This is a genomic window from Variovorax saccharolyticus, assembly GCF_030316765.1.
GTDB classification, from domain to species: Bacteria; Pseudomonadota; Gammaproteobacteria; order Burkholderiales; family Burkholderiaceae_C; genus Variovorax; species Variovorax saccharolyticus.
In genome coordinates, this window is the sequence record NZ_JASZYT010000003.1 from 259,200 (window position 1) to 272,571 (window position 13,372).

Below are 13,372 nucleotides of genomic sequence, written 5' to 3' on the forward strand. Positions count from 1 at the left end.
AGACGAGCCAGTTTCAAGCAAGGCGTTTCCCACCCCGCTCGACGCTCGGCAACAGCACCGCCACCACCCCCAGCAGCGGCAGGTAGGCAATCACCCGGTACACGTAGTCGATGCTGGTGTGGTCCGCCAGCAGCCCGAGCAGCGCCGCCCCCAACCCGCCCATGCCGAAGGCGAAGCCGAAGAACAGGCCCGACACCATGCCGACCTTGCCCGGGATCAGTTCCTGCGCATAGACCAGGATCGCCGAGAACGCCGACGAGAGGATCAGTCCGATCAGGATCGTCAGCGTCGTGGTCCAGAACAGGTCGGCATGCGGCAGCAGCAGCGCGAACGGCGCCACGCCGAGGATCGAAGCCCAGATCACCGGCTTGCGCCCGAAGCGGTCGCCGATCGGGCCACCGGCCAGCGTGCCCAGGGCCGAGGCGAAAAGGAAGACGAACAGGTGGTACTGCGAACTTTGCACCGAGAGCCCGAAGCGCTCGATCAGGTAGAAAGTGTAGAAGCTGCTGAGCCCGGCGATGTAGAAATACTTCGAGAAGATCAGCAGCAGCAGCACGCCGATCGCACCCAGCACCTTGCCGCGCGGCAGCGGCGGGGCCGCCGGCCGGCGTGCGGCGCGCGCGCTGGCGGCTGCGTGGTGCATGCCGTACCAGCGGCTCACCTGCATCAGCAGCACGATGCCCAGCAGCGCCGCCAGCCCGAACCAGGCCACGCTGCGCTGGCCGAAGGGCACGATCACCGCCGCCGCCACCAGCGGCCCGAGCGCGCTGCCGGTGTTGCCGCCGACCTGGAACAGCGACTGCGCCAGGCCATGCCGCCCGCCCGAGGCCATGCGCGCCACGCGCGAGGACTCCGGATGGAAGACCGACGAACCGGTGCCGACCAGCGCGGCCGCCAGCAGCAGCACTGCGAAGCTCGGCGCGAAGGCCAGCAGCACCAGCCCGGCCAGCGTGAAGCCCATGCCGACCGGCAGCGAGTAAGGCATCGGCTTGCGGTCCGTGTAGAGCCCGACCAGCGGCTGGAACAGCGACGCGGTCAGCTGGTAGGTCAGCGTGATCAGGCCGATCTGGCCAAAGCTCAGTTGGAAATCGCCCTTCAGCACCGGGTACATCGCGAGGATCAGCGACTGCATCATGTCGTTGATCAGGTGCGAGGCGCTGATCGCGCCCAGGACGCCGTAGGCGACCCCGTTCGATGGCGATGGGCCGGAGGCGGCGGAAGCGCGGGTGGCGGTGGTCGAAGACATGGCAAGAACTTGCGCGCAGGACACGGGGGAAAGAAAAAACAGGGAAACGGATCGTAACGATAGGATGCAAGCCTGTCGCACGCCATTCGGGCTTCAATCTTCGCGAAAAAGACATCGCCATGCCTGCCCTTCCCGAGTCGCCGAATCCCGAGTTCCTGTCCCAGGTCGACCGCAACCCGGCGCCCGTCAGCTGCAAGGCCACCGACTACCCGGCCGGCCACGTGATCGCGCCGCATGCCCATGCCAAGAGCCAGCTGATCTACGCGGTGCACGGCGTCATGATGGTGAGCGCCGGCGAAGGCCGCTGGATCGTGCCGCCGACCCGCGGCATCTGGATGCCGGCCGGCTGGCCGCACGCCATCCGCTGCATCGGCGAAGTGCGCATGCGCAGCATCTACGTTCGGCCGGACGCGGCGCCGCACCTGCCCGACCAATCGCGCGCGGTCGGCATCTCCGCGCTGCTGCGCGAACTGATCCAGGCCGCCGCCGAGATCCCGCCGGACTACGCGCGGCACTCGCGCGACGGCCGCCTGATGCGCCTGCTGCTGGACGAATTGCACGCGCTGCCGGAGCTGCCGCTGCACCTGCCGCAGCCGGCCGATCCCCGCCTGAAGCGGATCTGCTCGCGCCTGCTGGCCGCACCGCACGATGGCGCGACGCTCGGCGACTGGGCCCGCCGGCTGGCGGTGGACGCCAAGACCCTGCAGCGCCTGTTCGCGCGCGAAACCGGCATGACCTTCGGCAAATGGCGCCAGCAGGCGCGGCTGCTGCACGGGCTGGAACGGCTCGCCACCGGCGACAAGGTGCTCGAGGTCGCGCTGGCGCTGGGCTACGACAGCCCGAGCGCGTTCGCGACCATGTTCAAGCGCCAGTTCGGACTGTCGCCGAGCGAGTTCTTCCGCTGAGCCGCGAGGGCGTCCTCACTCCTTGACCGACCCGGTCAACCCCGACACGTAGTACTCGACGAAGAACGAGTAGATGAAGGCCACCGGCAGCGAGCCCAGCAACGCCCCCGCCATCAGCGGCCCCCATTGGTAGACGTCGCCCTGCACCAGTTCCGTGACGACACCGACCGGCAGGGTCTTGATCTCCGACGACGAGACGAAGGTCAGCGCATAGATGAACTCGTTCCACGACAGCGTGAAGGCGAAGATGCCGGCCGAGATCAGCCCCGGCACCGCGAGCGGCAGCACGATCTTGACCAGGATCTGCCAGCGGCTGGCGCCGTCGATCAGCGCGCATTCCTCGAGTTCGGCCGGGATCGAGCGGAAGTAGCCCATCAGGAGCCAGGTGCAGAAGGGGATCAGGAAGGTCGGGTAGGTCAGCACCAGCGCCCAGCGGGTGTCGAACAGCCCGAGGTTGAAGACCACGTTGGCCAGCGGAATGAACAGGATCGACGGCGGCACCAGGTAGGCCAGGAAGATCGCCAGCCCGGTCTGCCGCGAGCCCTTGAAGCGCAGCCGCTCGATCGCATAGGCCGCCAGCACCGACACCGCGAGCGAGCCGAAGGTGGACACCACCGACACCAGCACGGTGTTCCACAGCCATTGCGGGTAGGCGGTCTCGAACAGCAGCTTGTGGAAATGCGCAAGCGTCGGCGCGATGACCCAGAACGGATTGCCCTCGCGCGACAGCAGCTCGGGCTCGGGCTTCACGGCCGTGATCGCCATCCAGTAGAACGGGAACAGCAGCACGATCAGGAACACCACCAGCGGCAGGTACACCGTGACCGCCTTGCGCGGCACGGTGTCCAGGTAGCTCATGCCGACGACATCGATCTGGCCGGAGTTGCTCATTTTTGCCAGGCCCGTCTTTGAAGTCCGAAGTAGCTGAACATGATGCAGCCCAGCAGGAAGGGCACCATCGCGATCGCGATCGCCGCACCCTCGCCGAGCGCACCGCCCGAGATCGCGCGCTGGAACGACAGCGTCGCCATCAGGTGGGTCGCATTGAGCGGCCCGCCGCGCGTGATCACGTAGATCAGCTGGAAGTCGGTGAAGGTGAACAGCACCGAGAAGGTCATCACCACCGCGATGATCGGCGTCAGCAGCGGCAGCGTGACGTGGCGGAACTGCTGCCACGGCGTCGCGCCGTCGATCGCCGAGGCCTCGTAGTAGGAGGGAGAGATGGTCTGCAGCCCGGCCAGCAGCGTGATCGCCACGAAGGGCACGCCGCGCCACACATTGGCCGCGATCACCGAGAAGCGCGCATTCCACGGGTCGCCGAGGAAATCGATGTAGTGGTCGATCAGCCCCATCTTGACCAGCGCCCAGCTGATGATCGAGAACTGCGAGTCGTAGATCCACCAGAAGGCGATCGCCGACAGCGCGGTCGGCACGATGTAGGGCAGCAGGATCACGGCCCGGAAGAAGGTCTTGAAGCGGATGTTCTTGTTGAGCAGCACCGCGAGCCAGAGGCCCAGCAGGAACTTGAAGACGCTCGCCACCACCGTGTAGAAGAGCGTGTTGAAGAGCGCCAGGCGTGTGACCGAGTCACCCCAGAGGAAGATGTAGTTCTCCAGGCCGATCCACTCCCCCGGCCGGCCCACCTTGGCATCGGTGAAGCCGAGCCAGGTGCCCAGCCCGAGCGGATAGGTCAGGAACAGCAGCAGCAGCACCGCCGCCGGCAACATGAACATGAAGCCGAGGGCGTTGCGGCTGTTCTGCAGCTTCGCGAGAAGAGTCATGGCGAGCGCCGCCCTGCCGGTTTCCGGATGGCTCCCTTCCAGGAACACCGCGGAACCGGCTTTGCCGGGCCGCTGGTGTTGCCCCCGGCGAGGGGGTGGGCGGCTACACGAAGTGAGCCAACCTGGGGGAGAGCTTTCATCCTAGACCTTGTAGTAGCGCTCGGCGCGCTTCTGCGCCCGCTCGGCTGCTTCCTTCGGCGTCTTCGACCCGCTGGCTGCCTCGGCCACCATGTTCGGGATGATGAAGTCCGCCGCCGCGCCGGCCGATGCATAGCCGAGCTTGCCCTCGTAGCCGGCCGGCCGCAGGTTCTTGACCGAGTCGCGGTAGGGCGTGTTCTTCGGGTCGGAGGTCCAGATCGCATTGGCCTCGTAGGCCCGCAGCGGCTGCGCCACGTAGCCGCCGCCGCCCTTGAGCCAGTCGTCGAACTGCGGCCGCTCCATCATGAAGCGCAGGAACTCCTTGGAGGCCTGCGGGTACTTCGTGTACTTCATGATCATCTGGTTGAAGAACAGGTGCGACTCGGTCGGCACGCCCACCGGCCCGACCGGGAACACCGCATGGTTGATGTCCGACGCCATCTCCTTGACCTTCGGATCGGGCGAGTTCTTGGCCGCGTAGTAGATCGAGATGCCGTTGTTCGTGACGCTGATCTGGCCGTCGAGGAAGGCCTTGTTGTTGTTCGGATCGAGCCACGACAAGGTGCCCGGAATGAAGTTGGCGTAGAGCTCCTTGGCGTACTCGAGCGCTTTCAGGGTCTCGGGACTGTCGATCACCACCTTGTTGCTCTTGTCGACCAGCTTGCCGCCGAAGGACCAGATCAGCCAGTTGGTCCAGACGCTGTCGCCCGTGGCGTTGCCCAGCGCCATGCCGCCGGGCGTGCCCTTGTCCTTGAGCGCCTTGTAGAGCTTGAGGAAGTCCTCGTTGTTCTTCGGGAAGGTGTCGAAGCCCGCGGCTTTGACCATGCTCTCGCGATACACGATCAGCGAGCCCGAAGCGCCCAGCGGCAGGCCGATCCATTTCTTGCCGTCCGGCCGCATGAACATCTCGGCGGCCGGATACCAGCCGCCGTACTTCTTGCCCAGGTATTCCGCCAGGTCGGTGACGTCGAGCAGCTTGTCGGGGTAGAGGTTGGCGTCGTCGTTGGTCGACAGGATGATGTCGGGGCCGGCGCCGGTGTTGGCCGCCACCGCCGCCTTGGGCCGCACGTCCTCCCAGCCCTCGTTGTCGACCCGCACCTCGATGCCGGTGGCTTCGCTGAAGCGCTTGACGTTGGCCATGTAGGCGTCGATGTCGCCCTGCACGAAGCGGCTCCAGCGCAGCACCCGCAGCTTGGCGCCCTTCTCCGGCTTGAAGGCCAGCGTCTGCGCATTCGCGAGCGGCGAGAAGATCGCGGTGCCGACGCCGAGCGAGGCGGCAGCCGCGAGGCCGGCCGAACTTTTCAGAATCTTGCGGCGATTGAAATCACTCATTCATGTCTCCTGTTGTTGAACGGCCGAAAAAATCCTATTGATCTGCCGCGCGAGGTCTCACTTCACCAGCCTCTGGCCGCTGCCGGCGTCGAAGAGATGCGCGCGCTGAAGATCGGGTTGCAGGTGGATCGTGGTGCCGGGCGCGAAGTCGTGGCGCTCGCGGAACACCGCCGAGAGTTCTGCCCCCTCGTGGCGGCAGGCGACGAAGGTGTCCATGCCGGTCGGCTCCATCACCGCCACTTGGGCGGCGATGCCGCCGTGGTCCGCCAGGCTCAGGTGTTCGGGCCGGGTGCCGTAGACGACCCGCTGGCCATCGGTGCCGCCGGCCGCGATCGGCGCATCGAGCTGGGTGCCGTCGGCCAGTTCGACCCGGGCCGCGCCGCCGCTGCGGCGCAGGGTGCCGGGCAGGAAGTTCATCGCCGGCGAGCCGATGAAGCCGGCCACGAACTGGTTGGCCGGATGGTCGTAGAGCTCGAGCGGGCTGCCGGTCTGCTCGATCCGGCCGTCACGCATGACGACGATCTTGTCGCCCATGGTCATGGCCTCGATCTGGTCGTGCGTGACGTAGATCGAGGTGGTCTTCAGGCGCTGGTGCAATTCCTTGATCTCGCTGCGCATCGCCACCCGCAGCTTGGCGTCGAGGTTGGACAAGGGCTCGTCGAACAGGAACACCTGCGGATCGCGCACGATCGCCCGCCCCATCGCGACCCGCTGCCGCTGGCCGCCCGACAACTGGCGCGGATAGCGGTCGAGCAGCGGCGCCAGCGCCAGGATCTCGGCCGCGCGCCCGACCTTGGATTCGATCGTCGCCTTGTCCATCTTCGCCAGCGCCAGCGCGAACGCCATGTTCTCGCGCACCGTCATGTGCGGATAGAGCGCGTAGTTCTGGAACACCATCGCGATGTCGCGTTCTTTGGGCGGCAGGTCGTTGACCCGCTTGTCGCCGATGCGGATCTCGCCGCCGTTGATCTCCTCGAGGCCGGCGATCATGCGCAGCAGGGTCGATTTGCCGCAGCCCGAGGGCCCCACCAGCACCGTGAACGAGCCGTCGCGGATGTCGATGTCCACCCCATGCAGGATGGCGACTTCGCCGAAGTTCTTCTTGACTGACTGGATCGTGACGCTGGCCATGCACTGGAGTCCTGAAAGGTCGCGAATCGACGTCGGGCCATGGAGGCTCCATGCCGCAAGCGCGCAGTATTGGCATCGGAACCGCTCGGCGCATCAGGGCAAACCGTTAGGCATTAACCCGCGCAAAATTTGTATGATGACCTGATAACCGCTCACTCCCACCCTTCCGCCGTGCGGGATCCCGCCCCTTCCCAACCCCAAGCGCTGGTCGTCGACCGGCTGTCGGACCGGCTGGCAGCGCTGCTGTGCGCCCAGATCGAGGGCGGCACGCTGCAGGCCGGCGACCGGCTGCCGACCGAGCAGCAACTGGCCTCCTCCCACGGCGTCTCGCGCACCGTGGTCCGCGAGGCCGTGCACCAGCTCAAATCGAAGGCCCTGGTGCAGTCGCGCCAGGGTTCCGGCGTCTTCGTCGCGCCGCCGCCGCAGAACCAGCCGCTGGCGTTCGACCCGGCGGTCCTGACCTCGGTGCAGGCCGTGGTCCACGTGGTCGAGGTGCGCCGGGTGCTCGAAGGCGAGATCGCCGCGCTGGCCGCCGAGCGCGCAACCCGCAGCCAGATCGCCGCGCTGCGGCGCGCCCTCAAGGCCATCGACATCGCGGTGGCCGAGGGCCGCGACGGCGTCGCCGAGGACCTGGCCTTCCACCGCGTGATCGGCGAGTCGACCGGCAACCCGCAGTTCCGACTGCTGCTCGGCTTCCTCGAGCAGTACCTGCGCGAAGGCATGCGCATCACGCGCGGCAACGAAGCCCGGCGGACCGACTTCATGGCCGCGGTGCAGCAAGAGCACCGTGCCATCTTCGAGGCCATCGCGGCGCACGATCCGGTGGCCGCGCGCCTGCATGCCAACGAGCACCTGATCCGCGGCGAACAGCGGCTGGTCGAAGGCGGCATCATCGACGGCCGGCGCCGCAAGGCGGCCGCCAAGGTCGCGCGCTCCGCGGCCGTCCGCAAGACAAAGCACTGAAGGAGACTGCAATGAAACTCATGATCACCGGCGGCGGCGGCTTCGTCGGCGCCCGCCTCGCACGCACCCTGCTCCAGCGCGGCACGCTGGCCGGCCAGCGCATCGAGCGCATGGTGCTGACCGACATCGCGCCGCCGCCGGCCGACCTGCTGGCCGATGCGCGGGTCGAGGCCCGGACCGGCCCGCTGCTGGCGCAGACCGACGCGCTGCGCGACGAGCCCTTCGACGGCATCTTCCACCTCGCCTCGGCCGTGTCGGGCGAATGCGAGCTCGACTTCGACCTCGGCCTGCGCTCCAACCTCGACAGCACGCGGGCGCTGCTCGATGCGCTGCGGGCCCATGTCAACGGCGGCGGCAAGGTCGCCCGGCTGGTGTTCTCGAGCTCGGTGGCGGTGTTCGGGCCCGACCCGGCGGTGCCGCTGCCAAAGCTCGTGGCCGACGACACGCTGCCCGCGCCGCAGACCTCCTACGGCACGCAGAAGCTGATCTGCGAGCATCTGGTGGCCGACTACACGCGCAAGGGCTACGTCGACGGCCGCGCCGCGCGCCTCATGACCGTCACCGTGCGGCCGGGCCGGCCCAACGGCGCCGCCTCCTCCTTCTTCAGCGGCATCATCCGCGAGCCGCTGGCCGGCGTCGAATCGGTCTGCCCGGTCTCGCCCGAGGTGTCGCACCCGGTGTCGTCGCCGTCTCGCACCGTCGACGGCCTGATCGCGGTCTACGAGGCCACGCGCGAGGCCTTCTGCGGCCGCACGGCGCTCAACCTGCCGGCGCTCAACGTGCGCGTGGCCGACATGCTCGACGCCCTCGAGGCGGTGGCCGGCCCGAAGGTGCGCGCCCGCGTGCGCTTCGAGCGCGACGAACGCATCGCCGGCATCGTGGCCAACTGGCCGGGCGGCGCGAGCGCCGCGCGGGCGGCACGCCTCGGCCTGCTGCCGCACGAGAACTTTGCCGATATCGTCCGGCAGTACATCGACGACTGCGCGGCGCTGCCGAGCGCAGACCAGACCTTGAAGGGAATGTCCTGATGAAGAACCCCACGAAGAAGAAGACCCCGGCCGCCAAGCCGAAGCCCCTCGCGCTGCGCTCGCAGGCCTGGTTCGACAACCCGGCCAATGCCGACATGACCGCGCTCTATCTCGAGCGCACCATGAACTTCGGCCTCGGCTTCGACGAGCTGCAGTCGGGCCGGCCGATCATCGGCATCGCCCAGACCGGCTCCGACATCGCGCCCTGCAACCGCCACCACCTGGTGCTGGCCGAACGCACGCGCGAAGGCATCCGCGACGCCGGCGGCATCGCCTTCGAGTTCCCGATCCACCCGATCCAGGAAACCTGCAAGCGGCCGACCGCGGCGCTCGACCGCAACCTGCAGTACCTGTCGCTGGTCGAGGTGCTCTACGGCTACCCGATCGACGGCGTGGTGCTGACCACCGGCTGCGACAAGACCACGCCGGCGCAGCTGATGGCGGCCGCCACGGTCGACATCCCGGCGATCGCGCTCAACTCGGGGCCGATGCTCAACGGCTGGTACCAGGGCGAGCGCACCGGCTCGGGCACCATCGTCTGGCGCGCGCGCGAGATGATGGCCGCAGGCGAGATCGGCTACCAGGAGTTCCTGAAGCTGGTCGCGTCATCGGCGCCCTCCACCGGGCACTGCAACACGATGGGCACGGCGTCGACCATGAACTCGCTGGCCGAGGCGCTCGGCATGACGCTGCCCGGCAGCGCCGCGATTCCGGCGCCCTACCGCGACCGCCAGGAGATGGCCTACCTGACCGGCAAGCGCATCGTCGAGATGGTACGCGAGAACCTGAAGCCCTCCGACATCATGACCCGCGAGGCCTTCGAGAACGCGATCGTGGTCAACTCCGCGCTCGGCGGCTCGACCAACGCGCCGGTGCACCTGATCGCGATCGCCCGCCACATCGGCGTCGAACTCACGCCCGACGACTGGGAGAAGCACGGCTACAAGATCCCGCTGATCGTCAACCTGCAGCCGGCCGGCGAGTATCTGGGCGAGGACTACTACCGCGCCGGGGGCGTGCCCGCGGTGGTGGCCGAGCTGATCGCCAAGGGCAAGATCAAGCCGGCCCTCACGGCCAACGGCAAGACCCTGATCGAGAACTGCGAAGGCAAGTTCACGAGCGACCGCAAGGTGATCTGGCCCTACGCCAAGCCGATGAAGAAAGACGCCGGCTTCCTGAACCTCAAGGGCAACCTGTTCGACTCCGCGATCATGAAGACCAGCGTGATCACGCCCGAGTTCCACAGCCGCTACCTCCAGGACCCGAAGGACCCGATGGCCTTCGAGGGCACGGCCGTCGTCTTCGACGGCCCCGAGGACTACCACCATCGCATCGACGACCCGAAGATGAAGATCGGCCCGCACAGCGTGCTCTTCATGCGCGGCGTGGGCCCTGTCGGCTATCCGGGCGCGGCCGAAGTGGTCAACATGCGCGCGCCGTCCTACCTGCTCAAGAAGGGCATCACGGCCCTGCCCTGCATCGGCGACGGCCGGCAGTCGGGCACCTCGGGTTCGCCTTCGATCCTCAACGCCTCGCCCGAGGCTGCGACCGGCGGCGGCCTGGCGCTGGTGCGCACCGGCGACCGCGTGCGCATCGACCTCAAGAAGCGCACCGCCAACATCCTGGTGCCCGACGAGGAACTCGAGAAGCGGCGCGCCGACCTGGCGGCTGCCGGCGGCTACCCCTACCCGCCGAGCCAGACGCCCTGGCAGGAGATCCAGCGCGGCATCGTCGACGAGCTGTCGGCGGGCATGGTGCTCAAGCCGGCCGTGAAGTACCAGAAGATCCACGCGACCTTCGGCATCCCGAGAGATAACCACTAGCCATCCGGCGGTCGGGACTCAGGTCGAGAGCGCCCGCGGAACCGGCTTTGCCGGGCCGCTGGACGCGCCCCCTCGAGGGGGAGGCGGCTACACGCAGTGAGCCGCATTCGGGGGTGGGCTTATTTCGGGGGGAAGCCGGCGAACATCTTGTCCAGGGCAGACTGCAGCAGCGCATTCATCTGCGCCGGGTCGTCGTGCAAGGTGCCGCTCGCGGTGCCGCGCCAAGCCGAGCGCTTGCTCTGCGCATTGACCATGTCGACCACCAGGGTGCCGATCTCGTAAGTGTCGGTGGGCGCTGCCGTGTTGGGCGCCGGCGGACCGAAGCCGCCCCAGCCCAGGTAGCCGACGCGGGAGTAGTAGGCGCTCTGGCTTTCCTTCTCGGTCGACGACACGTGCGCCGACACATGGATGTCGCCGTTGGGCGCCAGCTTCCAGCCCCTGGCCTGCAGCCGCGCATCGATGCCATCGACGATGCGCTGCTGCATCAGCGGCGTGCCGCCGTCGGGCCGGGCCACCCAGCTGTAGGTGCGCACGCGCGAGAAGTCGGCGCCCGGATCGACATCGATCTTGACCGTCGGTCCGCCGACGCTCGCGCAGGCCGAAAACAGCAGCGGAATGGCCAATGCGGCGAAGGCAGCGAAGCGTCTGTTCATGTGGAGTCCCATGCGGTGTGAAAAGGAAGTCTAGCCTCGGGGCCGGCGGAAGAGCAGCACTGAATTCGTCCCCCCGAAAGCGAAGGAGTTGCTGATCGCGGCCTGCAGCCCGGGCGCTTCGGTGTCGCCGGGCGCCACCAGGTTCAGTCCGCAGGCCGGGTCGGCCTCAGCGCAATGCATGTTCGGCGGCAATGCGCGAAGGTGCAGTGCCAGCACCGTGACCACGGCCTCGAGCGCGCCCGCGGCCCCGAGCAGATGTCCGTGCAGCGCCTTGGTCGAGCTCACGCGCAGGCGGTCCAGGTCCGCGCCCCAGACCTGGGCCAGCGCATCGTGCTCGACCACGTCGCCGATGCGCGTGGCCGTGCCGTGCGCATTGCAGTAGCCGACGTCGCGCGGCTGCAGGCCGGCCTGGCGCAGCGCCTGGCGCAGCGCGCGCGCCTGGCCCGGAGCGTCCGGCTTGGTCAGGTGGGTGGCGTCGCAGCTGAGGCCCCAACCGGCCAGCTCGGCATAGGAACGGGCGCCGCGGCGGCGCGCGCGCTCGGCCGATTCGAGCACCAGGAAGGCAGCCCCCTCGCCGAGCGCGAAGCCGCTGCGATCGCTCGCGAAAGGGCGGATCGCGGTCGCTTCTTCGCCGGGCTTGACGCTCGCCAGGGTCTGCATCGCCTGCCAGGCGAGCACCACGCCCGGCACGATCAGCGCTTCGCTGCCGCCGGCGATCGCCAGGTCGACATCACCGCGCTGCACCGCCTTGGCCGCTTCGGCGATGGCCACCGACGAGGAGGCGCAGGCCACCGAATAGGTCAGCACCGGGCCCTGCACGCCCTGGCGCATCGCGACCTGCGAGGCCGGTGCGTTCGGCATGAAGGCGGGGATGGTCAACGGCGGCACGCGTCCGCCGCCGCGGTAGGCGGCTTCGAGTGCCGCCGCACCGCCCATGCCGCAGCCGGCGTAGACGCCGATGCGCTCGGGGTCGAGTTCACCGAGCGCGCCGGCATCCTGCATCGCGAGGTCGGCCGCGGCCACGGCGAGCTGGCTCACGCGGTCGACGCCGGCGAGCTGCAGCTTGGTGAACCAGCGGGATTCATCGAAGGCGACGCGGGCCGCCACGGCCGCCTTGGGCAACTCCGGAAAGACCGGCTCGAGGGCCGAACGGCCGCGCAGCAAGGCCTCGAACACGGCGGCGTGATCTTGGCCGTGGGGGGCCACGAGGCCCAGGCCGGTGACCGCAACCGGATTCACGTGGTGGTCTGCGCCGCCCTGACCCTGTCGACCACGGCTGCGAGCGCGGCCAGGGTGTCGATGTTCGGGTCGTCGTCGGGCATCGTGATCGAGAAACGATCTTCGATGGCGAACACGAATTCGACCAGCGCCAGCGAATCGAAGCCCTTCTCGCGCATCGAGGCATGCGGGTCGAGCGCCGACGCCTCGATGCCGTACTTCTCGTGAATCAGGTCCTGCAATTCCTTCAGCGAACTCATCGAAAGGTGTCCGTCGTCATTTCTGGCCGTTTCCCTGCGGACGGCAATGTTGTGGATGTCGGCCCGCGAGAATCAGCTCCTCCTGGCGCGGCCGCCGAACCGGCCCGCGGGCAGTGACGCCTCATGATATCCGCTCCAGCCCGCCGGATTCGCGGCCGGGCGCGGCCGCCAGCGCAGCGAAGGAAGCGCGAAGGCGACGCCCAGCAGCGCGCCGGCGACCACGTCCAGCACCACGTGCTGCTTGATCGCCAGGGTCGACCAGGCGATCGCCGCGAACCACAGCGCGTTGGCCAGCCGCAGCAGGATCGGCGCACCGGCGTGACGCAGGATGTGCTCGATCCAGAGGGCGGTGAAGATCGCGATCGCCACGTGCATCGACGGGCAGGCATTGCCGGCGGCGTCGACGCCCTGCAGGATCGCGAAGCCGGGGAAGTCCGTCGGCGGCACCGCCATCGGCGGGATCTGCGTCGGCCAGAGGAAGAAGAAGGCCAGGCCCGTGAGGCACAGGCCGCCGACCCACAGGCCGTACACCAGCAGTTCCCTGAAGGTGAGCTGGAGCCCCGGCGCGAAGCCCACGTAGAGCCAGAGCGAGAAATAGGCGACCAGCGCCTGCGGCTGGAACGGGATCAGGCGGTCGAGCGCGGTCAGCGGCATCACGGCGACCGGGCCCGCGGGCTGGCGCAACAGATGAAAGTAGCCGATGAAGAACAGCCAGGTGAAGGCGGTGGTGCCGACCACCTTCAAGGCGAAGTGCCTGCGGATCCGCAACCAGATCTCGACCTTCCAGCTCTCGGGGGGGCGGGGCGCCGGGCGCAGGTCTTGAGGTGGATTCATGGGGCTCGGCGTTGTCGTTGATTCTCTCATCAGCCAACGCGCCGAGCGTGTCAGCCGGGC

Annotated in this window: 13 protein-coding genes; 4 read left to right on the forward strand and 9 right to left on the reverse strand. The window is 68.2% G+C overall.

The features are described from left to right. Positions 1–13 precede the first annotated feature (13 nt). A complete protein-coding gene (locus tag QTI45_RS11905) occupies positions 14–1,246 on the reverse strand; it encodes an MFS transporter (RefSeq protein ID WP_286654494.1) in 1,233 nt (410 codons plus the stop codon). A 119-nt stretch (positions 1,247–1,365) separates the two neighbouring features. Here QTI45_RS11905 and QTI45_RS11910 point away from each other — a divergent pair, with 119 nt between their 5' ends. Continuing rightward, positions 1,366–2,151: an AraC family transcriptional regulator gene (locus QTI45_RS11910; protein ID WP_286654495.1), complete on the forward strand. Its 786-nt coding sequence runs from the start codon at positions 1,366–1,368 to the stop codon at positions 2,149–2,151. 15 nt (positions 2,152–2,166) lie between these two features. Here QTI45_RS11910 and QTI45_RS11915 read toward each other — a convergent pair whose 3' ends face one another. The 4 genes from QTI45_RS11915 to QTI45_RS11930 form a co-directional block, all read right to left on the reverse strand. Next, on the reverse strand, positions 2,167–3,042 hold the full coding sequence (locus tag QTI45_RS11915; protein WP_353621297.1) for a carbohydrate ABC transporter permease: 876 nt from the start codon (positions 3,040–3,042) through the stop codon (positions 2,167–2,169). Next, positions 3,039–3,932, reverse strand: a complete 894-nt coding sequence (locus tag QTI45_RS11920; RefSeq protein WP_286368662.1) for a carbohydrate ABC transporter permease — start codon at positions 3,930–3,932, stop codon at positions 3,039–3,041. The genes QTI45_RS11915 and QTI45_RS11920 overlap by 4 nt, the downstream gene beginning before the upstream one ends. A 141-nt stretch (positions 3,933–4,073) precedes the next feature. Further along, a complete protein-coding gene (locus QTI45_RS11925) occupies positions 4,074–5,402 on the reverse strand; it encodes an ABC transporter substrate-binding protein (RefSeq protein ID WP_286654496.1) in 1,329 nt (442 codons plus the stop codon). 57 nt (positions 5,403–5,459) lie between these two features. Continuing rightward, positions 5,460–6,533: an ABC transporter ATP-binding protein gene (locus QTI45_RS11930; RefSeq protein ID WP_286654497.1), complete on the reverse strand. Its 1,074-nt coding sequence runs from the start codon at positions 6,531–6,533 to the stop codon at positions 5,460–5,462. Positions 6,534–6,704: 171 nt separating this feature from the next. Here QTI45_RS11930 and QTI45_RS11935 point away from each other — a divergent pair, with 171 nt between their 5' ends. From QTI45_RS11935 to QTI45_RS11945, 3 genes are read left to right on the forward strand one after another with little or no spacing between them, the layout of a single operon-like run. Further along, positions 6,705–7,496: a FadR/GntR family transcriptional regulator gene (locus tag QTI45_RS11935; protein WP_286654498.1), complete on the forward strand. Its 792-nt coding sequence runs from the start codon at positions 6,705–6,707 to the stop codon at positions 7,494–7,496. A gap of 11 nt (positions 7,497–7,507) precedes the next feature. Then, positions 7,508–8,524 carry a D-erythronate dehydrogenase gene (gene denD / locus QTI45_RS11940; protein WP_286654499.1) on the forward strand — a complete coding sequence of 339 codons (1,017 nt, stop codon included), beginning with the start codon at positions 7,508–7,510 and terminating at the stop codon, positions 8,522–8,524. Continuing rightward, complete coding sequence (locus QTI45_RS11945) at positions 8,524–10,347, forward strand: IlvD/Edd family dehydratase (RefSeq protein ID WP_286654500.1); 1,824 nt, start codon at positions 8,524–8,526, stop codon at positions 10,345–10,347. The genes denD and QTI45_RS11945 overlap by 1 nt, the downstream gene beginning before the upstream one ends. Positions 10,348–10,466: 119 nt before the next feature. On the opposite strand, the gene QTI45_RS11950 is transcribed toward QTI45_RS11945, so the two are convergent. From QTI45_RS11950 to QTI45_RS11965, 4 genes are all read right to left on the reverse strand, one after another. Beyond that, positions 10,467–11,000 carry a DUF4136 domain-containing protein gene (locus QTI45_RS11950; protein WP_286654501.1) on the reverse strand — a complete coding sequence of 178 codons (534 nt, stop codon included), beginning with the start codon at positions 10,998–11,000 and terminating at the stop codon, positions 10,467–10,469. A gap of 30 nt (positions 11,001–11,030) precedes the next feature. Further along, the gene (locus tag QTI45_RS11955) at positions 11,031–12,239 is read right to left on the reverse strand and encodes a beta-ketoacyl-[acyl-carrier-protein] synthase family protein (protein WP_286654502.1); all 1,209 of its coding nucleotides are present in this window, start codon (positions 12,237–12,239) and stop codon (positions 11,031–11,033) included. After that, the gene (locus QTI45_RS11960) at positions 12,236–12,478 is read right to left on the reverse strand and encodes an acyl carrier protein (RefSeq protein ID WP_286368654.1); all 243 of its coding nucleotides are present in this window, start codon (positions 12,476–12,478) and stop codon (positions 12,236–12,238) included. The genes QTI45_RS11955 and QTI45_RS11960 overlap by 4 nt, the downstream gene beginning before the upstream one ends. 72 nt (positions 12,479–12,550) lie before the next feature. Continuing rightward, the gene (locus QTI45_RS11965; RefSeq protein WP_286654503.1) at positions 12,551–13,312 is read right to left on the reverse strand and encodes a phosphatase PAP2 family protein; all 762 of its coding nucleotides are present in this window, start codon (positions 13,310–13,312) and stop codon (positions 12,551–12,553) included. Positions 13,313–13,372 lie beyond the last annotated feature (60 nt).